The sequence below is a fragment of the Mesorhizobium sp. M8A.F.Ca.ET.207.01.1.1 genome (assembly GCF_004794715.1).
Classification (GTDB): domain Bacteria; phylum Pseudomonadota; class Alphaproteobacteria; order Rhizobiales; family Rhizobiaceae; genus Mesorhizobium.
This window is the reverse complement of sequence record NZ_SRUS01000010.1, coordinates 115,598-133,688: the sequence shown is the minus strand read 5'-3', so window position 1 is coordinate 133,688 and position 18,091 is coordinate 115,598. Positions and strand designations below refer to the sequence as shown.

The following is an 18,091-nucleotide window of genomic DNA, read 5'->3' as shown; positions in this document are numbered from 1 at the left end:
GTTAACGGCCAAAAACATTTTTTTGTGCACTGCAACAAGGATATTGCAATGCACAAAATTTGCCTTTATATTGCCATCATACATGAACGAGACGGCTTTCTGTCAAAGCCGCTGCCGCTGAAAAGGATGGAAAATGTCCAGGACCAAGACTGCCGAGACGATCGAAAGCGTTGAATTCCCGAGCTTCGACGCTTCCAAGGCCACCGACCAGATGCGCGCTTTCGCCGAAAAGGGCGTTGAGCAGTCGAAAGAGGCCTACGCCAAGCTCAAGACCGGTGCCGAGGAGACCCAGAAGGCTCTGGAGTCGACCTACGAGACCGCCAAGACTGTTTCCAGCGACCTGTCGCTCAAGACCATTGCCGCGCTGCGCGCCAATGCCGAGGCCGGCTTCTCGCATCTCGAAGCCCTGATCGGCGCCAAGTCGCTGTCGGAAGTCGTCGAGTTGCAGACCGCCTTCCTGCGCAAGCGCGTCGAACTGACCGTCGAGCAGGCCAAGGACTTCCAGGCTGTCGCCTCCAAGGCGGCCGAGGATGTCTCGAAGCCGATCAAGACCGCTTTCGAGAAGGCGATCAAGGAAATCAAGGCCGCCTAATAATTGCGCATCGTCCGCAGATGCAACAAAAGGTCGCATTTTGTCGGACAAATAGATGTGAGATAGTGACGGTCGAGCGAATACCCGGCGGGTGGAACCTCCTCCCTCCACCTCCGGGGTGACCAGCCAGCACCTCCTCCCGCTGGCTCGTAACAGGAAAAGGCCGGCACCTCCTCCCGCCGGCCTTTTTCTTTGCCCGGCGAAAGCTGCACCGCTGTGGGGAAGTGGCCTTTGCTTTGCAAAAGCCTTGAATTAGAATCCATAAGCCCGTATGGACGCATCGCCGAACGACAGAGCGGATCGCGGAGAGTGAACCTTCCACCTCGATCCTGCTACCAACGTTAAGACGTGCCGTTGTAGCTCAGATGGTTAGAGCGCCGGATTGTGGATCCGGAGGTCGCTGGTTCGATCCCAGCCAACGGTACCATCGGCTTTGCCAAGCTATTGGATCTTCTGTTTAGGGCTCCCGAGCCTAATCCTGTGCGAGCCGCGTTTTATGCCGCCGGCGCGACAGATTGGCTCGGCACGGTTTGGCAAAACTCGTACAGCGCAAAGACATCAAATTTAAATGACGGAACCTCGTTCTGGTGCGAGAATCCCGCGTTGGCTGATGCTTGCGAGGAAAGCCGTGCACGATACCCAGCACAAAAGCAAAGTCGGAACCCGGATCGAGGTCGTCGAAGGCTGCGGTGAATGGTTCGTCCGTGTGATCGGCGGCGGTGAGGAAACGACCTGCCAATTCGACCTCGAATCCTTTGCCCTGGCCTATGCCGAGGGCCAAAGGCTTCGCTTGAAGCTGGGTGGTATCAAGCGCCTTTAAACACCTGCCATGCCGATTAGGCAGGCGAGTCGGACGTAAGGCCATGTCGATAAATCCCGAACCGACAAACGTCGCGGCGTCGGTGGACGCCATCCTCGACGAGTTGCAGGACCGTCCCTTTTCGTCGATGCAAGCCGCCATAGCCATGCTGCGGGAGCGGACCGGCACAGAGCGATCGGATGCGGATCTGAAAGGCTTGATCACCAAGAAGGCTGCTGTGCGGGGCATTCAGTTTTTTGACGAGAACAGCAGCACCGCAAATTGAGCCAAGCCTGTTTATCTCGGTTCGTTGTTGATGCTCAGATAGGTGGGATCGAACTCGGCAAGCCTGGCAAGTTGGTCCCAGTCCAGAATGGTGACCACATGGTTCGTCCAGGTGATCACCTTGATCTTTTTCAAGCCCCCGATCACCCGGTTCATGTGCACGACCGACAACCCAAGCACGTCGGCCATTTCGGCCTGTGACAGCGGTAGATGGAAGCTCATGCCGTTGGTGCGTTTCACCGCCTGCAGGCGCACGAACAATTCGCACATGAGATGGGCCAGGTGCGAGGTCTTGGAACGGCGGCCCATCGCCACGATCCATTCGCGATGAATGGCGCCATCGACCAGCGTGTCCAGCCACAACAACCGGGTCAGGTGAGGGGCCTGTTCGGTAATGGCTTTCAGCTTGTTGTGATCCGCGAACATCACCCGGCAAGGCGACAGCGCGACGATGCCGTGATCCATGGTCTTGAGCAAAAAGGCGTGGAGATCGACAAAGTCGCCGGGCACCTGCAAGGACGTGAACTGCCGGCCGCCGTCCTCGAGCACCTTATAGCGTGCCGCCAAGCCATCCAGCAGCATGGTGCTATAGGTTGGCCGCGACCCCGCCTTGACCAGATCCTGCCCCTTTTCGAACTCCCGTCCGAAACAAACCGTTTCGGCCAACAAGGCCTTCTCTTCGTCCGACACTGTGTCGTGCTGGCCGAGTTGCAGATAGAGAGACTCTAACATGATGGCCTCGAAGGGATCGGGGTTGAAACGCCGATCGCCAACTGTCTCGGACGCAAGGATAGCGCTCGGACCCTAGGCCTTCGGAAGATGGCGGACACTATCATTTGACAGCCTGCGCCCATTCTGGCGCAAACGCCGGAGCCGACAGGGAACCTCCAGCGTCGCCAAGTATTTAGCACGCTAGAGATGTCCAAGGCTGCCCGAAAATGAAACGGTATCATTTCGATCTTTATAACGGCGATGGCCTCGTGCCGGACGACGATGGCCAGCCGTTCGAATCGCGAGAACAAGCGAGAGCAGAAGCCATTCGCATTTTGCAGGATGTCGCCCGTGACGAAATGCCGGATCGCGACCTGGTCAAGATCACCGTCAAGGTGCGCAATGAGACCGGTGCCCAGGTGCTCGAGGCGTCGCTTGTCCTGACCGCCTTGTGGAGCGCGTGACCCGGTCAGCGTAGGAGTCGCTCTGGAATTTGCACCACATTTTCCGATCCAGGCAGCTCGAAGGCCATGGCCAACCGACGCAAGGAGGCCATTTCCACGATCAGCTCTTCAATTGAACGGTCCGGCAAACCCGTCTTCACTTTCTGCCTTACCCTTGCTGTGAGTTCATGAACCCGGACAGGCGCGAAAAGAGCGCTGTCGTCCAGCAACCTGCTGATTTCGATCACCACATCGGCGTCAATGTCTTTCGGCAATTCCCGCATGGGCGTCACCTTTGGTCTCGAACCGGCCCGAAGCGATCAGGCATTGCGCACCAGAAGGCATGCCGGACGCGCGGATCGATCACCGGATTCATAAAACCACCCGCCCAGCGTGTCACGAAAAAACATTTGTACGAAAATAACCAAACGGCTGGCTCCCGCAATCCATGCATGAAGACCGGCACTAGGTCGCCGATTTGGCTATCGACCGCGCTTCGGTTTCGACGAAGCAATGGGCAGAAAAAGACTTCTTTTTGCGATCCGGTCCGGATGCTCTCTTGCGGACCTTAAAACACGCAAGGCTCGCTGGGAGGCGACGCCCAAACAAGAGCGGCTGCCGAAACACAGCCGGCATACGCCGTTTGCATGAGGCCGATGTCGGCAACAGCCATAGGGGAACGACGACAATGAAGACATTCCGAAATTGCCTGATGGGCGCGGTCGGCGCAGGCCTGCTGGGCCTGGGGCTTGCGGCGCCAGCCAACGCAGGCGCCATTCGTCTTGGCATGACGACCTGGGTTGGATACGGGCCGCTGTTTCTTGCCCGCGACCTTGGTTACTTCAAGGAGGCCGGCGTCGATGTCGACCTGAAGATCATAGAAGAATCAGCACTTTACATGGCGGCGGTCGCCGGCGGCGATCTCGATGGCGCCGCCTCCACCGTCGACGAGCTGATGAAGTACCGCTCCGACGATCTCTGTTTCAAATACGTCCTGGCGCTGGACGACAGCCATGGCGGTGATGGCGTCGTGACGCAGCCCGACGTCAAGGCGCTCAAGGATCTGAAGGGCCAGCAAGTGGCCTTGAACGAGGGCTCCGTTTCCGAATTCTGGTTCAACGTGCTCCTGAAAAAGGAAGGCATGACCGAGGACGACGTCACCATCACCAACATGACCGCCGATGACGCGGCGACCGCCTTCATCGCCGGCCAGGTTCCCGCCGCGGTGACCTGGGAGCCTCACCTCACCGAAGTCCGCAAGGGCGGCAAGGGCAAGGTGCTGATCGATTCCACGACCACCCCCGGCCTGATCGTCGATGTGATCGCCCTCAAATGCGATCTGATCGAAAAGCATCCCGAAGACGTGAAGGCCCTCGTCAAGGGCTATTACAAGGCGGTCGAATACATCAAGACCAATCCGGAAAAGGCCTATGAGATCATGGCCAAGGGCATTGGCGGCTATCTCGAAAAGCCCGAGGATTTCGCCGCCGGCGCCAAGGGCGTGCGCTATTACGACCGCGATCGCAACCTGGAATTCTTCGGCACGCCGCAGAAGAGCGAGGCGTCCGACCTGGTGAACTTCGCGCAGGACATCTGGGGCAAGGCCGGCAAGCTCAAGATGACGATCGACGCGAAGACAATCCTCGACACCGATTTCATCAGGGAACAGTGAGCCTTCGGGAAGCCGGGTCGGTCCGTGTGGGCCGAACCCGGTTTCCGACAGGCCAGAACTTCGCGCTTCAGAAGATCAACGGAGACCATCCCATGGCACAGAGGCGGACGGCGTGGACGCGCCTGACGACCCCATTCGCCAACATTCCCGCCAGCACGGCGACAACGCTGGCCCTGGCGATGTGGGTGGTCGTGATCGGCGGCTGGGCTTTGCTGTCCTATGGCCGCGTCGTGCCGAACATGTTCCTGCCGACGCCCGGAACCGTGCTGCAGACGACCTATCGCATGTCTTTGGACGGCAGCCTTTTCTACCACACCTTGACCAGTGCCAAGGTGGTGATCCTGGGCTTCATCGTCTCCTCGCTGATCTCGGTGCCGCTGGGACTGTGGATGGGGACCTACCGGGTGGTGCAGGCGCCGCTCGAGCCCTTGGTCAACTTCATCCGCTACCTGCCTGTGACCTCCTTCGTGCCTCTGTTCATCCTTTGGATCGGCATCGGCATCGAACAGCGCATAGCGGTCATCTTCTTCGGCACCTTCTTCCAGCAACTCGTGATGATTTCCGACTGTGCGCGCAGCGTATCCAGGGATCTGGTCAACGCCTCATACACTTTGGGCACCAAGCGCAGCGAAGCCGTGTGGCACGTCATTTTCCCGGCCGCGCTTCCAGCGATCCTCGACACGCTTCGCGTCACCATGGGCTGGGCCTGGACCTATCTGGTGGTGGCCGAGCTCGTCGCCGCGTCGAGCGGCCTCGGCTATATCAGCCTGAAGGCGATGCGAGGCTTCCAGGTCGATGTGATCTTCATGGCGATCGCCGCGATCGGGCTTCTCGGGCTCATCACCGACACGGCGTTCCGCATCGTGCGGGCAAGGGTCGCGCCATGGGCACCCTGATTTTGAACGCAAGCTCGCAAACCGCAGTCGGATCAAGGATGGCAATGACCGAAACCATCAAGGCGAAAAATCTGGCCGGCACGGCCTCGACGACCGGCGATCCGCGCCCGACCGGCACGACGATGGCCATCGAAGACGTGACATTGCGTTACGGCGACGCCAACGGCGTGCTGGCGCTGGACGATGTGTCGCTGGGGGTGGCAAGGAATGAATTCTGCGTCATCGTCGGCCCTTCGGGATGCGGCAAATCCAGCCTGCTCTACCTTGCGGCCGGCCTCAATGACGCGACTTCGGGCAGCATCAAGGTCGATGGCAGGGAAGTGATCGAGCCTGGCCCCGACAGAGGCATGGTGTTCCAGAGCTACACCTTGTTTCCCTGGCTCACGGTGCGCGCCAACATCGAATATGGGCCCAGGCGCAAGGGTCTGCCGGCGGGGCAGCGCAAGCAGATCGTCGACCAGTATCTCGACGAGGTCGGCCTCGCGCCCTTTGCCGACCACTACCCCGCTCAGCTTTCCGGCGGCATGAAGCAACGCGTGGCGATTGCGCGTGCCCTTGCCAACGACCCGGCAGTTCTGTTGATGGACGAGCCCTTCGGCGCCCTGGACAGCCAGACCCGCGGCACCATGCAGAAACTGCTCTTGCGCGTCTGGGAGCGGCAGCAGAAGACGGTGCTGTTTGTTACCCACGATATAGACGAGGCGCTCGTCCTGGGCGATCGCGTCCTGGTGATGACGGCCCGGCCCGGCAAGATCAAGGCCGAGATCAAGGTCGAGATCCCCAGGCCGCGCTCGATGGACGTGATCCTCGAACCCGAGTTCATCGCGCTCAAGCGCCGCATCCTCGGCCTCTTGCACGACGAGATCGACGAGGACCACTGAACCAGTCTCTCGACATGGGGCCTCTGAAAAGGCTGCAGGCTTTCAGCGCGGATGCTGGGAATTGGCGGAAGCCTCTCTGCTTCGTCATCCACGGGCGGAGCGGGAGCGAAGCGGACGCGGAGACCCGAGGATCCATTCCGTGACCTTGGCCGAGCGACGCAGCGGAGCAGAATTCTGCACGGTAGCAACGCCTTAGCGTAACGGAATGGATTCTATGGTCTGCGCGCGTCGCTTCGCTCCTTGCTCCGCCATAGAATGACGACGTTTGGAGGGCTTAAGACAATTCTGGACGTTTGCGACGGTTCACCAGAACAGCGATGGCCTACTTGCCACCGCGATGTCCCGAGCCGAGGATCATCTCCGAAACCTTCTGGCCGATCATCATGCTTGGCGCGTTGGTGTTGCCGCGGATCAGCTTCGGCATGACCGACGCATCCGCCACCCGGAGGCCATCCACGCCACGCACTTTCAGCGTCGCCGGATCGACGACCGCCATCGCGTCGGTCCCCATCTTGCAGGTCCCGACCGGGTGGTAGACGGTCAGCGCCTCGGCACGTAGATAGGCGAGGATCTCGTCGTCGCTGCGGACGTCCTTGCCCGGAAGCATCTCCTTGCCGCGCACCGCGTCGAACTCGGACGAGGCAAAAATCCGGCGCGCGATCTTGATGCCTTCGACCAGCACCATGGCGTCGTCTTCATCCGTGAAGAAGCGGTGGTCGATCAGGACGTCCCTACGGGAGCTGTCGCGTGACAGCCTGATCTCGCCCACGCTTTTCGGCCTCAGCACACAGGTGTGGATGGCATAGCCATGGCCATATTCGATGAGCCTGCCGCGGTGGCTGCGATAGCCCGGCACGAAGTGGAACTGAATGTCGGGCAGGCCGTTCGCATGCCTGGTTTTCGCGAAGCCGCCAGCCTCGACATAATTGGTGGTGAGCATGCCCTTGCGGCGCGCGAAATACTGGAACGGTGCTGCCGCGATGCGGGGCAGGTTGGCAAGCGACAGGCCGAGCGTCCTGGTGCTCCTGGAGCGCACGGTGATCATGCCGTCTATGTGGTCCTGCAGGTTCTTGCCGACGCCGGGCAGGTCGAGAACCGGCGTGATGCCGATCCGCCGCAACTCGTCCGCGGGGCCGATGCCGGACGCCATCAGGATCTTGGGCGAGTTGATGGCCCCGGCACAGAGCACGGTCTCGCGGCTGGCCGAGAGCATTTTCTCCTGGCCGTCATGGCGCACGCGCAGTCCAGTCGCGCGCCCTTCGGCGATGACAAGGTCGATCACCTCGCATGCGCTGAGCAGGGTCAAGTTCTTGCGATTGAGCACCGGGCGCATGAAAGCGGTGAAGCTGCTGAGGCGCTGGCCCCGGTTCTGCGTGACGTTGTAGACCCCGACGCCGAACTGGCTCTTGGCATTGAAATCTTCGTTGGCAGGCAGGCCGGCATGTTCGCCGGCCCTGACGAACATGCCCGAAAGCACGTTCGGATCGCGCGGGTTGTCGACCATAAGCTCGCCGTCCGTGCCATGATAGCGCGGGTCCTGGGCGACCAGATTGCGCTCCAGTTTCCTGAACACAGGCAGCACGTCGCCATAGGCCCAGCCGGCGCAGCCGAGCCCGGCCCATTCGTCATAGTCCTCAGCGGCGCCGCGAATATAGACCATCGAGTTGATCGAACTCGATCCGCCCAGCGCCTTGCCCCGGTTGACTGGAATGCTGCGGTTGTTGAGATGGGGCTGTGGCACGCCGACGAAACAATAGTCGTAGTTCGGGTTGCCATAGAGCGCCAGAATGCCTGCCGGCACCTTTATCCGCAGGCTGTTGTCGCTGCCGCCTGCCTCTATCAGGCACACTCTGACCGACGGATCGGCGCTCAGCCGATTGGCCACCACGCAGCCGGCCGAACCCGCGCCGACGACAATGTGATCATAGCGTTCAGCCTTCATGGCAGCCCCTCGAGAATGCCGGCGCGCGAGGCATTGCGGAACGGGCCGCCGCGGTAGCGCATCCTGTTCCGCAACCAGTTCCGTGCCGACCCGTGCCCGGCTTCGCCCGCCACCTCATGCGGCGCCGCGGACCCGATCGCTGAAACTGTAGATGCGTCTGTCGGCGCGAGAAATTCGGAAATGGTTACGCGTGACTTCGGAGATTCGTTATGGGCGCCCACCGCCACGTGCTGCTACTTGTGAGCGCCAATAGGGAGACCGGATGGCGCAAGCGGCTTGTCCGGAACACGGCGAAATGGATCACGCCGGGCTGCGTCTGCCAGCCGCCGGAAATCGGCTTTCGTCCCGTGCGGCAGGAGCTGTCGGATGGTCAGGAGAGGACTGGGCATGTCGGTTGAGACGATAGACACGCTTGTCGTTGGCGGTGGCCAGGCGGGGGTGGCCATGAGCGAGCACCTGAGCAAGTGCGGGGTGCCTCATCTCGTTCTCGAACGCGGCCGCATTGCCGAGCGCTGGCGCTCGCAGCGGTGGGATTCCCTGGTTGCCAATGGCCCGGCCTGGCACGACCGCTTCCCGGGCATGGAGTTTCCGATTACGGGTCCCGATGGCTTTCCCTCCAAGGAGGAGGTTGCCGACTATTTTGTCGCTTACGCAAAGCAGATCGATGCGCCGATCCGTAGCGGCGTCGAGGTCAGGCTTGTGCAAAGAAATGTCGGCCGGCCCGGATTCCGCGTCGAGACGTCCGATGGCCTGATCGAGGCAAACAGCATCGTCGCCGCGACCGGACCTTTCCAGGTCCCCGTCATCCCGCCTCTCGTCCCCAAGGAGGCAGGCATCCTGCAAATCCATTCCAGCGCCTACCGCAATCCCGATCAGCTGCCAAAAGGCTCGGTGCTGGTGGTCGGCGCGGGATCCTCGGGCGTGCAGATCGCCGACGAACTCCAGCGCGCTGGCAAGCGCGTCTACCTCTCGGTCGGCCCGCACGATCGCCCGCCGCGGGCCTATCGCGGGCGCGACTTCTGCTGGTGGCTGGGCGTTCTCGGCAAATGGGACCTCGAAACCCCTGGACCCGGCACGGAACATGTGACGATCGCGGTGAGCGGCGCGCGCGGCGGCGAAACGATCGATTTCCGCCGACTGGCGAAGCAAGGGCTCACCCTGGTCGGCATGACAAGGACCTATCAGGACGGGCTGATGAGCTTCGCGCCTGATCTTGCGAAGAACATTGCCCGCGGTGATGCCAATCTGATGTCGCTGCTGGACGAGGCCGACGCCTATGTGGCGCGCAACGGTCTCGACCTTCCCGAAGAGCCCGCTGCCCGCCGGATCGAACCGGATCCCGAATGCATGACCAATCCGATCCGCGAACTGCACCTGGCCGAGGCGGGGATAGCGGCGATCATCTGGGCGACGGGTTTTGCCGCCGATTACAGTTGGCTGAAGGTCGATGCCTTTGACGAGAAGGGAAGGCCAAGGCACCACCGCGGCGTCTCGACCGAGCCCGGAATCTATTTCCTGGGCTTGCCCTGGCAATCGAGAAGGGGTTCCAGTTTTATCTGGGGCGTCTGGCACGACGCCAAGCACGTGGCCGACCGTATTTCGACGCAGCGCAAATATCTGGCCTATCACGCCGCCGCGAAACGCGAGCCCGTGGACGCCTGACCAAAGCCGACGACGCCGCGAGCCCGACCTGATGGAGACCAATATGGCGCATACGCGAATTCGCACCTTCAATACCAAGGATACCTATCCCGAGCAGAAGCTCGACAATGATCTTTGCCAGGCGGTCGTCACGCGAGGTGGCCGCACGATCTATCTGCGCGGCCAATGCCCGCAGGATCTCGACACCGCCAAAAACATCGGCAGCCACGATCCGGTCGAGCAGACCCACAAGGTCATGCAGAACATCAAGCAGCTCATCGAGGAATGCGGCGGCACGATGGAGCATCTGGTCAAGGTGGTGATCTATCTGACAGACGTGCGCCATCGCGAAGCCGTCTACCGGACGATGGGCGAATACATCAAAGGCGTGCATCCGGTTTCGACCGGCCTTGTCGTATCGGCCTTGGCGCGGCCGGAATGGCTGGTCGAGATCGACGGCACCGCCGTAATCCCGGATGATGCACAGCCATCATCCCGGACTAGGCCATGACCTTCTCGATAGTAGCGCGCTGCCGGCGCACGGGCATGTTCGGGGTGGCGGTATCCTCGTCGTCTCCCGCCGTCGCGGCACGCTGCGCCTATGCGCGGGCCGGCGTCGGCGCGGTTGCCAGCCAGAACGTCACGGACCCGACGCTCGGGCCACGGGCGCTGGAGCTGATGGCGCGGGGTGCCTCCGCCGCTGAAGCCGTCGCGATTCTGAAGCGCACGGCCGCTTTTAGCGAATACCGGCAGGTGCTGGCGGTCGACGCGGCCGGCGGCAGCGCAATCCATTCGGGACCGAAAGCACTCGGCATCTGGGCCGAGGCGCGCGGCGAGGACGTCGCCTGCGGCGGCAACCTGCTTGCCAGCGACAGGGTTCCGCAAGCCATGGTCGACGCCTTTCTCGCCTCCGAAGGCGATCTCGGCGACCGGCTGATCGCCACCATGCGGGCCGCGCTCGATGCAGGCGGGGAGGCGGGACCTATCCGCTCCGCCGGCATGAAGCTGGTGCGCGATGTTTCATGGCCGGTCGCGGACCTGCGTTGCGACTGGACCGAGTCGTGTCCGATCGAGCAGCTGGCGGCGCTGTGGGAGATCTACAAGCCCCAGCTCGACGCCTATGTCACGCGCGCTCTCAATCCGTCCGGTGCGCCGAGCTATGGCGTTCCGGGTGACGAATAGTCCGACATCTGGAGCCGGCATGAGCGAACTCAGTCATAAGGATTGGATCGGCAAGGCGTCGGCGATCCGCTTTCGCGACAGGGCGTTCATCGACGGCAAGGCGGTGCCCGCCCGCTCCGGCCGGACCTTCGCCAGCATCAATCCGGCCACGGGCGCAACGCTCGCCGAGGTTGCTTCCTGCGGCGAAGAGGACATCGACCTCGCAGTCGCTGTGGCGCGGCGCAGTTTTGAGGCTGGCGTCTGGTCGCGAGCGAGCCCTCAGCATCGCAAGCAGGTGCTGCTGCGGCTGGCGGAATCGCTGCGCGAGAACCTGCAGGAGCTGGCGCTGCTGGAATCGCTGGACATGGGCAAGCTGGTCAAGGACGCGGCGACAATCGACGTGCCGGGGTCGGCGGCGATCTTCCAGTGGTACGCCGAAGCGATAGACAAGGTCTATGACGAGGTGGCGCCGACGGGCCCGGGCGACCTCGCCTTGGTGCGGCGTGAGCCGCTTGGGGTCGTGGGCGCCGTCGTGCCGTGGAACTTTCCGCTCGACATGGCGACCTGGAAATGCGCGCCCGCGCTGGCGGCGGGCAATTCGGTGGTGCTGAAACCCGCCGAGCAATCGCCATTCTCGGCGCTCAGGCTGGCCGAGCTTGCCATGGAAGCGGGCCTGCCCGCCGGCGTTCTTAATGTGGTGCCTGGCCTCGGCGAGACGGCTGGCCAGGCGCTTGGCCGCCACATGGATGTGGATTGCCTTGCCTTCACGGGGTCGACCGCTGTCGGCAAGATGTTCCTGCAATATTCCGGCCAGTCGAACATGAAGCAGGTCTGGCCGGAGACCGGTGGCAAGAGCCCCAATCTGGTGTTCGCGGATTGCGGCGATCTGGATGCGGCCGCCGACATGGCCGCCTTCGGCATCTTCTTCAACCAGGGACAGGTCTGCTCGGCCAATTCCCGGCTTCTGGTGGAACGCGGCATCAAGGATGCGCTGGTCGAGAAACTGGCAGAGCGCGCAACCGCGACCCAGCCCGGCGATCCGCTCGACCCAGCATCCAGGATGGGTGCGATGGTGGACGCGCGCCACGCCGCGACCGTCATGCGTTTCATCGATGGCGGCAGGAAGTCGGCACGGCTGGTGGCCGGTGGCGACCGGGTCGCCGTCGACGGGCGCGGCAGTTTTGTGCAGCCCACGATCTTCGACAACGTCTCGCCCGACGACCCGCTTGCCCGCGACGAGATCTTCGGTCCGGTTCTGTCGGTGATCGCCTTCGACACCGAAGACGAGGCGCTTCGCATCGCCAACGATAGTGTCTACGGCCTGGCTGCATCGCTGTGGACCGACAGCCTGTCGCGGGCGCATCGCCTCGCGGAAAGGCTGCGCGTGGGCACGGTTTCCGTGAATACCGTCGATGCGCTGAGCCCGATGACTCCCTTCGGCGGTTTCAAGCAGTCCGGTTTCGGGCGCGACCTGTCGCTGCACGCGCTGGACAAATACACCGCGCTGAAGACCACCTGGATCAAGTACTGAGGAGTGGGCGCGACTTGATCACCAGCCGCAAACCGGCAACATAGAACCATGCCGCTCCGCTTCACGCTCAGACAGCTCGAATATTTCGTCGCCGTTGGCGAAGCGGGTTCGATCGCCAAGGCGGCCGAGCAGGTGAACGTCTCGCCGCCGTCGATCTCGGCGTCGATCGCCCAGCTCGAAGCCGAGTTCGGTGTCCAGCTTTTCGTGCGCAAGCACTCGCATGCCCTGGCGCTCACCGCGGGCGGGCGCCTGTTCCTCAAGGAAGCCGCGCGCCTGCTCAACGACGCCGACGCGCTGCACGACATTGCCGGCGACATCGCCGAAAAGGTGCGCGGACCGCTGGCGATCGGCTGCCTGCTCACTTTCGCGCAGATCGTGCTGCCGGCGCTGCGCAAGAAATTCGAGGATGCCTATCCCGATGTGCGCGTCCGGCAATTCGAACGCAACCAGGGCCAATTGTTCGAGATGCTGCAGCGTGGCGAGATAGACGCCGCGCTGACCTATGATCTCGAGCTGTCGCAGGACATGACCTTCGAGCCGCTGATGCAGTTGCCGGCCTATGTGATGCTTCCGGCCGCGCATCGCCTGGCGGCGAAGGCAGGCATCTCCCCTGAGGAACTGGTCGATGAGCCGATGGTGCTGCTCGATCTGCCCTACAGCCGCGAATACTTCCTGTCGGCTTTCCAGCCCAGGGGCCTGCGGCCCAAGATCGTCGAGCGCACCGGCGACATCGCCGTGATGCGCTCGATGGTTGCCAATGGCTTCGGCTACGGTATCGCCAATATGCGGCCGCTCAACACCATGTCGCCGGACGGAAAATTGCTGGTCTTCGTGCCTTTGTTGGGGGACCTCAGGCCGCTGACCATAGGCATTGCCTTGCCCAACGCCGAGCATCGCACGCTGACGGTGCAGGCCTTCATCGACCACTGCCGCCGCTTCGTCGTCGAGCAGGGCGTCTTCGGCACCGAACGCATCGTGAAGTGAGGGGCTGCCATTCGGGTCACGGCCAGCCGTCCGTGAGCCGTTCCAGCAATCTGTCCAGCATCCCGTCGCAACCCCGCAGCTGTTCGACGCTGACAAATTCATCCGGCTTGTGTCCCTGCGCCATCGAGCCCGGCCCGCAGACGACGGCAGGCGTGCCGAGATCGCGGCTGAACAAGCCGCCTTCCGTGCCGAACGCGACTTTCATCGTGTCGTTGGCACCAGTCAGCGATTTGACGAAAGCCACCGCCGCCGATGCGGCCGGCGTGTCGAGGCCCGGATAGGTATTGGTGATCTCGATTTCGATCGCGGCCTCGGCCGCGATCGAAGCCGCGTCCTCGGCGATGCGCGCCGCGGCAATGCGCAGCCTGTCGAGAATGCCGGCGGCATTGTCGGCGGCAACGTTGCGGATCTCGAAATCGACCTGGCACAGGTTGGGCACGATGTTGAGCGCGACGCCGGCATTGATCTTGCCGACATGCACCGTCGTGTAGGGAATGTCGTAGTCGCCGTCGCGGGCGCCGTCGCGGGCCAGCCGCTCCTGTTCGTCGCGCAAGGCGCGCACGAAATCGCAGCCGAGATGGATGGCATTGAGCGCCAGTGGGGCGAGCGCCGAATGGCCTTCGCGTCCCCTGCAGATGGCGCGAGCGGCAAGCTTGCCCTTGTGCCCGGTCGCCACCTGCATGTTGGTTGGCTCGCCGACGATGCACAGCAGCGGGCGTTGCGGCGCCGCGCTCAGCATTTCGATCAGGTCGCGCACGCCCAGGCAGCCGACTTCCTCGTCATAGGAGAGCGCCAAATGCAGCGGCGTCCGAAGCGCCATCTTGGAGGCCTTGACACAGGCCGCGAGCGCAGAGGCCACGAAACCCTTCATGTCCGTAGCGCCGCGTCCGTAAAGCTTGCCGTCGCGCTTGGTCATTTCGAACGGCGGCAGCGTCCAGTTCTGGCCGTCGACGGGAACGACGTCGGTGTGGCCCGACAGCATGACACCGGGCCGGTCGGCCGGGCCGATGGTGGCAAAGAGGTTGGCCTTGTGTCCGTCCGCGCTGCGGACGATCTGGCAGGCAACGCCGTTCGCTTCGAGCAAGTCGGTCACATAGCCGATCAGGTCGAGGTTCGAGTCGCGGCTCACCGTCGGGAATGCAATCAGCCTTTCGAGTATCCTGATACTGTCCATGTTCCAGTCTCGCTGTGAGGTCCTGGCTGTCTAGCACCATGCCGCCAATGCCCTGAAGTCGCATTTCACTCAGCCCCGGTTCAACACAGACTAATCCGCGCCGGCGCGCGCGATTAGGCGCGTCCTAATCGGCGCAGAAGAAATCCGTAGTTTTCCCGCGCCGGCTCCAACTTATGAGTAGTCTCGGCGGGACCGGCGGTACCGGGCCTGCACGGAGGAAGCACCATGCGCGACCCACGCTACGACATCCTGTTCGAGCCGATGAAGATAGGTCCGGTAACGGCCAAGAACCGCTTCTATCAGGTTCCGCATTGCAATGGCGGCGGCTATCGCGATCCGTCGGCCGCGGCCGAGATGCGCCGCATCAAGTCGGAAGGCGGATGGGGCGTCATCTTCACCGAGCAGACGGAGATGCACCACACTTCCGAGATCACGCCCTTCATCGAATTGCGGCTATGGGACGACGCCGACATTCCGGCCTTGGCCAAGATGGCGAGAGCCATGCACGAACACGGCGCGCTGGCCGGCATCCAGCTCGCCTATTCCGGGATCAACGGTCCCAACCTCTACACCAAGGAGGTGCCGCGAGGGCCGTCGGCCCTGCCGATCCGCACCTTCACCAACGATCCGGTGCAGGCACGCGCCATGGACAAGCAGGACATCCGCGACCTGCGTCGCTGGCACCGCAATGCCTTCAAACGCGCGAAGCAGGCGGGTTTCGACCTGGTGTGCCTCTATGGCGCGCACGGTTTCGGCATCATCCAGCATTTCCTGTCGACGGCCACCAATCAACGCGGCGACGAATATGGCGGCTCGCTGGAAAACCGTTCGCGGCTGATGCGCGAGCTGATCGAGGAAGGGCGCGACGCGATCGGCGACACCTGCGGCCTGACGCTCAGGCTGTCGCTGGACGAGATGATCGGCGAGCTCGGCTTTGCCAATTCGGAAGTCCGCGACATGATCGAGATGCATGCCGACCTGCCCGATCTGTGGGATCTCGCGCACGGCGCCTGGGAGGATTGCTCCGGCCCGTCGCGCTTCAAGGAAGAGGCGGCGCAGGAAAACCTGGTGTCGGGCATCAAGAAGCTGACCTCGAAGCCGGTCGTCGGCGTCGGCCGCTTCACCTCGCCCGACGTGATGGTGAGAATGATCAGGTCAGGCACGCTCGACTTCATCGGTTGCGCCCGCCCGTCGATCGCCGATCCCTTCCTGCCGAGGAAGGTCGAGGAGGGCCGCATCGAGGACATCCGCGAATGCATTGGCTGCAACATCTGCATCACCGGCGACATGACCATGTCGATCTCGCGCTGCACGCAAAACCCGACCTTCATGGAGGAATGGCGCAAGGGTTGGCATCCGGAGCGCATGCAGGCCAAGGGCGACAGCGACAGCGTGCTGATCGTCGGCGCCGGGCCTGCCGGACTGGAGGCCGCGCGTGCGCTCGGCCTGCGCGGTTACAAGGTGGCCATCGCGGAAGCCGGTACCGAGCTTGGCGGGCGCGTGGCGCGCGAAAGCAAACTTCCGGGCCTGTCGGCCTGGGGCAGGGTGCGCGACTATCGGCAGTATCAGCTCAGCCAGATGCCTGATGTCGACATCTATTTCGAAAGCCAACTGACGGCGGATGACATCCTATCCTTCGGCTTCCAGAACATCGCCATCGCCACCGGATCGACGTGGCGCCGCGATGGCGTCGCGCGTGCCCATGTCGTGCCGATGCCGATCGACGGCGCGATGCCGGTCTACACGCCTGACGATCTGATGGACGGCAAGGTCCCTTCCGGCAAGGTCGTGCTGTTCGACGACGACCACTACTACATGGGCGGCGTACTCGCCGAGCTGATGGCCCGTCAGGGAACGAAGGTGACCTTGGTGACGCCATCGGCCTATGTCTCGGACTGGACCCGCAACACGCTGGAGCAGGGTGCCATCCACCGCCGCCTGGCGGAGCTCGGGGTCGATATCGTGCTCAACAGGAGCGTCGTGAGTGTCGCTTCAGGCGGTGTCGTGACGGCTTGCGTCTACACCGGCGCAACGCAGAATCTGGCGGCGGACGCCGTCGTCCTGGTCACCTCTCGCAATCAGGACGACGCCGTTTGGCGCGATCTCAAGGTCCGGGAAAACGAGTGGGCCGACAATGGCATCCGTTCGGTCAAGGTCATCGGCGACGCCGAAGCACCGGGGCCCATCGCATGGGCAACCTATGCCGGCCACCGCTTCGCCCGCGAGCTGGACGAACCCGACATCGGCGACGCATTGCCGTTTCGGCGGGAAGTCACGGCGCTGGCGGCGGGATAGATCGTAAGGCACGGATCGCAGGAGCGTCGCGCTGCTTGATCGCGCGGCAGATATCAGACCGCCCGTCCTTCCTTGTCGAAGAAATGCAGATGTCCGGGTTCGGCCCGCAGGCCGACCTCGGCGCCGGTTTCGGGCGCCGGTCCTTGATTGTGGATGACGAGGCAGGTCTGGCCCCCATCCAGCGCGACATGGAGCAGCGTGACGGCGCCGGTATATTCCGCCAGCCCTACCTTGCCGCGCAACGTGCTGTTCGAGGGCTGGCCCAGCGACAGGTGCTCGGGTCGAATGCCGACCGACGTGGCCGTCGCGGGGACCGACGCGCCAAGCGCGATCGGCTGTCCGTCGGCAAGTGGCAGAATGTTCATCTTGGGGCTGCCGATGAACTGAGCGACGAAGATGGTCCGCGGGCTGTCGTAGAGGTCGCGGGGCGAGCCGACCTGTTCGATCCTGCCGTCGCGCAACACCACGATCTTGTCGGCAAGCGTCATGGCCTCGATCTGGTCGTGGGTCACATAGATCATCGTCGTCGACAGGCGTTGGTGCAACGCCGCGATCTCGGAGCGCATGTGGACACGCAGTTCGGCATCGAGGTTCGAGAGCGGCTCGTCGAAAAGGAAGACGTCCGGATTGCCGACGATGGCCCGGCCGATGGCCACGCGCTGACGCTGTCCGCCCGACAACTGACGAGGAAAGCGGTCGAGCAACGGTTCGAGCTTCAGCGTCGCGGCGGCTTCCGAAACACGGCGGGCGCGTTCGCTGGCCGGCACCTTGCGGACCTTGAGACCGAAACCCATGTTGTCGCGGACCGTCAGATGCGGATAAAGCGCGTAGGACTGGAACACCATGGCCACGCCGCGCCTGGCCGCCGGCACCTCGTTGACCAACTGGCCGCCAATGTGGAGTTCGCCGTCGCTGATGTGCTCAAGGCCGGAGATCAGCCGCAGCAGCGTCGACTTTCCGCATCCCGAGGGACCGACGAAGACCACGAACTCGCCATCCTCGATCTCGAGATCGACGCCGCGGATGACCTGGACAGTACCGAAATTCTTGCGGATGTCCTTGAGCAGAACCTTTGTCATGACGT

General features: G+C 62.9%; 18 protein-coding genes and 1 tRNA gene. 14 read left to right on the top strand and 5 right to left on the bottom strand.

Going from position 1 to position 18,091, the window contains the following annotated elements; genetic code table 11:
* Positions 1 to 133: 133 nt before the first annotated feature.
* From EN850_RS26365 to EN850_RS26350, 4 genes are all read left to right on the top strand, one after another.
* Positions 134 to 592: a phasin gene (locus EN850_RS26365; protein ID WP_127870866.1), complete on the top strand. Its 459-nt coding sequence runs from the start codon at positions 134 to 136 to the stop codon at positions 590 to 592.
* A gap of 350 nt (positions 593 to 942) precedes the next feature.
* Positions 943 to 1,019: transfer RNA gene (locus tag EN850_RS26360), tRNA-His, on the top strand.
* Positions 1,020 to 1,220: 201 nt separating this feature from the next.
* Complete coding sequence (locus EN850_RS26355; RefSeq protein ID WP_245464296.1) at positions 1,221 to 1,412, top strand: hypothetical protein; 192 nt, start codon at positions 1,221 to 1,223, stop codon at positions 1,410 to 1,412.
* Positions 1,413 to 1,455: 43 nt separating this feature from the next.
* On the top strand, positions 1,456 to 1,677 hold the full coding sequence (locus EN850_RS26350) for a hypothetical protein (RefSeq protein WP_127870867.1): 222 nt from the start codon (positions 1,456 to 1,458) through the stop codon (positions 1,675 to 1,677).
* An 11-nt stretch (positions 1,678 to 1,688) separates the two neighbouring features.
* Here the strand turns inward: EN850_RS26350 and EN850_RS26345 are convergent, their stop codons facing one another.
* Complete coding sequence (locus EN850_RS26345; protein ID WP_127276932.1) at positions 1,689 to 2,408, bottom strand: Crp/Fnr family transcriptional regulator; 720 nt, start codon at positions 2,406 to 2,408, stop codon at positions 1,689 to 1,691.
* A gap of 206 nt (positions 2,409 to 2,614) precedes the next feature.
* On the opposite strand from EN850_RS26345, the gene EN850_RS26340 reads away from it, so the two are divergent.
* Positions 2,615 to 2,851, top strand: a complete 237-nt coding sequence (locus EN850_RS26340) for a hypothetical protein (protein WP_127276934.1) — start codon at positions 2,615 to 2,617, stop codon at positions 2,849 to 2,851.
* Positions 2,852 to 2,856: 5 nt separating this feature from the next.
* Here EN850_RS26340 and EN850_RS26335 read toward each other — a convergent pair whose 3' ends face one another.
* Positions 2,857 to 3,114, bottom strand: coding sequence for a hypothetical protein (locus EN850_RS26335; RefSeq protein ID WP_127276936.1), 258 nt, complete (start codon positions 3,112 to 3,114; stop codon positions 2,857 to 2,859).
* A gap of 404 nt (positions 3,115 to 3,518) precedes the next feature.
* Between EN850_RS26335 and EN850_RS26330 the strand changes: the two genes are divergently transcribed.
* The 3 genes from EN850_RS26330 to EN850_RS26320 all read left to right on the top strand — a co-directional run bounded on the left by EN850_RS26330 (position 3,519) and on the right by EN850_RS26320 (position 6,279).
* Positions 3,519 to 4,502 carry an ABC transporter substrate-binding protein gene (locus tag EN850_RS26330; RefSeq protein ID WP_127870868.1) on the top strand — a complete coding sequence of 328 codons (984 nt, stop codon included), beginning with the start codon at positions 3,519 to 3,521 and terminating at the stop codon, positions 4,500 to 4,502.
* A 92-nt stretch (positions 4,503 to 4,594) separates the two neighbouring features.
* Positions 4,595 to 5,398 (top strand): ABC transporter permease, encoded by an 804-nt coding sequence (locus EN850_RS26325; RefSeq protein WP_136092599.1) that lies wholly within the window; start codon positions 4,595 to 4,597, stop codon positions 5,396 to 5,398.
* A gap of 122 nt (positions 5,399 to 5,520) precedes the next feature.
* Entirely contained in the window at positions 5,521 to 6,279 is a 759-nt protein-coding gene (locus tag EN850_RS26320) for an ABC transporter ATP-binding protein (RefSeq protein WP_245511674.1), read from the top strand.
* Positions 6,280 to 6,601: 322 nt separating this feature from the next.
* On the opposite strand, the gene EN850_RS26315 is transcribed toward EN850_RS26320, so the two are convergent.
* The gene (locus EN850_RS26315) at positions 6,602 to 8,221 is read right to left on the bottom strand and encodes a GMC family oxidoreductase N-terminal domain-containing protein (protein WP_136092598.1); all 1,620 of its coding nucleotides are present in this window, start codon (positions 8,219 to 8,221) and stop codon (positions 6,602 to 6,604) included.
* Positions 8,222 to 8,608: 387 nt separating this feature from the next.
* On the opposite strand from EN850_RS26315, the gene EN850_RS26310 reads away from it, so the two are divergent.
* The 5 genes from EN850_RS26310 to EN850_RS26290 are packed head-to-tail and all read left to right on the top strand — an operon-like array spanning position 8,609 to position 13,538.
* Entirely contained in the window at positions 8,609 to 9,883 is a 1,275-nt protein-coding gene (locus EN850_RS26310; protein ID WP_127276946.1) for an NAD(P)/FAD-dependent oxidoreductase, read from the top strand.
* 43 nt (positions 9,884 to 9,926) lie between these two features.
* A complete protein-coding gene (locus EN850_RS26305; protein WP_127870873.1) occupies positions 9,927 to 10,373 on the top strand; it encodes a RidA family protein in 447 nt (148 codons plus the stop codon).
* Positions 10,370 to 11,044 (top strand): DUF1028 domain-containing protein, encoded by a 675-nt coding sequence (locus EN850_RS26300; protein WP_127280565.1) that lies wholly within the window; start codon positions 10,370 to 10,372, stop codon positions 11,042 to 11,044. Before EN850_RS26305 ends, EN850_RS26300 begins: the two co-directional genes overlap by 4 nt.
* A gap of 19 nt (positions 11,045 to 11,063) precedes the next feature.
* On the top strand, positions 11,064 to 12,554 hold the full coding sequence (locus EN850_RS26295) for an aldehyde dehydrogenase (protein WP_136092597.1): 1,491 nt from the start codon (positions 11,064 to 11,066) through the stop codon (positions 12,552 to 12,554).
* Between the two features lie 48 nt (positions 12,555 to 12,602).
* Positions 12,603 to 13,538 (top strand): LysR family transcriptional regulator, encoded by a 936-nt coding sequence (locus tag EN850_RS26290; protein ID WP_136092596.1) that lies wholly within the window; start codon positions 12,603 to 12,605, stop codon positions 13,536 to 13,538.
* 16 nt (positions 13,539 to 13,554) lie between these two features.
* On the opposite strand, the gene argE is transcribed toward EN850_RS26290, so the two are convergent.
* Positions 13,555 to 14,712: an acetylornithine deacetylase gene (gene argE / locus EN850_RS26285; protein ID WP_135930416.1), complete on the bottom strand. Its 1,158-nt coding sequence runs from the start codon at positions 14,710 to 14,712 to the stop codon at positions 13,555 to 13,557.
* 225 nt (positions 14,713 to 14,937) lie between these two features.
* Between argE and EN850_RS26280 the strand changes: the two genes are divergently transcribed.
* The gene (locus EN850_RS26280) at positions 14,938 to 17,007 is read left to right on the top strand and encodes an FAD-dependent oxidoreductase (RefSeq protein ID WP_136092595.1); all 2,070 of its coding nucleotides are present in this window, start codon (positions 14,938 to 14,940) and stop codon (positions 17,005 to 17,007) included.
* Positions 17,008 to 17,060: 53 nt separating this feature from the next.
* On the opposite strand, the gene EN850_RS26275 is transcribed toward EN850_RS26280, so the two are convergent.
* Positions 17,061 to 18,086, bottom strand: a complete 1,026-nt coding sequence (locus tag EN850_RS26275; protein ID WP_136092594.1) for an ABC transporter ATP-binding protein — start codon at positions 18,084 to 18,086, stop codon at positions 17,061 to 17,063.
* Between the last annotated feature and the right edge of the window lie 5 nt (positions 18,087 to 18,091).

Excerpts from the sequence above, each read along its gene's own strand:
- EN850_RS26325 (WP_136092599.1), top strand. The coding sequence starts at position 4,595 with ATGGCACAGAGGCGGACGGCGTGGACGCGCCTGACGACCCCATTCGCC.
- EN850_RS26335 (WP_127276936.1), bottom strand. The coding sequence starts at position 3,114 with ATGCGGGAATTGCCGAAAGACATTGACGCCGATGTGGTGATCGAAATC.
- EN850_RS26330 (WP_127870868.1), top strand. The coding sequence starts at position 3,519 with ATGAAGACATTCCGAAATTGCCTGATGGGCGCGGTCGGCGCAGGCCTG.
- EN850_RS26345 (WP_127276932.1), bottom strand. The coding sequence starts at position 2,408 with ATGTTAGAGTCTCTCTATCTGCAACTCGGCCAGCACGACACAGTGTCG.
- EN850_RS26310 (WP_127276946.1), top strand. The coding sequence starts at position 8,609 with ATGTCGGTTGAGACGATAGACACGCTTGTCGTTGGCGGTGGCCAGGCG.
- EN850_RS26320 (WP_245511674.1), top strand. The coding sequence starts at position 5,521 with ATGGCCATCGAAGACGTGACATTGCGTTACGGCGACGCCAACGGCGTG.
- EN850_RS26305 (WP_127870873.1), top strand. The coding sequence starts at position 9,927 with ATGGCGCATACGCGAATTCGCACCTTCAATACCAAGGATACCTATCCC.
- EN850_RS26275 (WP_136092594.1), bottom strand. The coding sequence starts at position 18,086 with ATGACAAAGGTTCTGCTCAAGGACATCCGCAAGAATTTCGGTACTGTC.
- argE (WP_135930416.1), bottom strand. The coding sequence starts at position 14,712 with ATGGACAGTATCAGGATACTCGAAAGGCTGATTGCATTCCCGACGGTG.
- EN850_RS26365 (WP_127870866.1), top strand. The coding sequence starts at position 134 with ATGTCCAGGACCAAGACTGCCGAGACGATCGAAAGCGTTGAATTCCCG.
- EN850_RS26340 (WP_127276934.1), top strand. The coding sequence starts at position 2,615 with ATGAAACGGTATCATTTCGATCTTTATAACGGCGATGGCCTCGTGCCG.
- EN850_RS26280 (WP_136092595.1), top strand. The coding sequence starts at position 14,938 with ATGCGCGACCCACGCTACGACATCCTGTTCGAGCCGATGAAGATAGGT.
- EN850_RS26295 (WP_136092597.1), top strand. The coding sequence starts at position 11,064 with ATGAGCGAACTCAGTCATAAGGATTGGATCGGCAAGGCGTCGGCGATC.
- EN850_RS26300 (WP_127280565.1), top strand. The coding sequence starts at position 10,370 with ATGACCTTCTCGATAGTAGCGCGCTGCCGGCGCACGGGCATGTTCGGG.
- EN850_RS26290 (WP_136092596.1), top strand. The coding sequence starts at position 12,603 with ATGCCGCTCCGCTTCACGCTCAGACAGCTCGAATATTTCGTCGCCGTT.
- EN850_RS26350 (WP_127870867.1), top strand. The coding sequence starts at position 1,456 with ATGTCGATAAATCCCGAACCGACAAACGTCGCGGCGTCGGTGGACGCC.
- EN850_RS26315 (WP_136092598.1), bottom strand. The coding sequence starts at position 8,221 with ATGAAGGCTGAACGCTATGATCACATTGTCGTCGGCGCGGGTTCGGCC.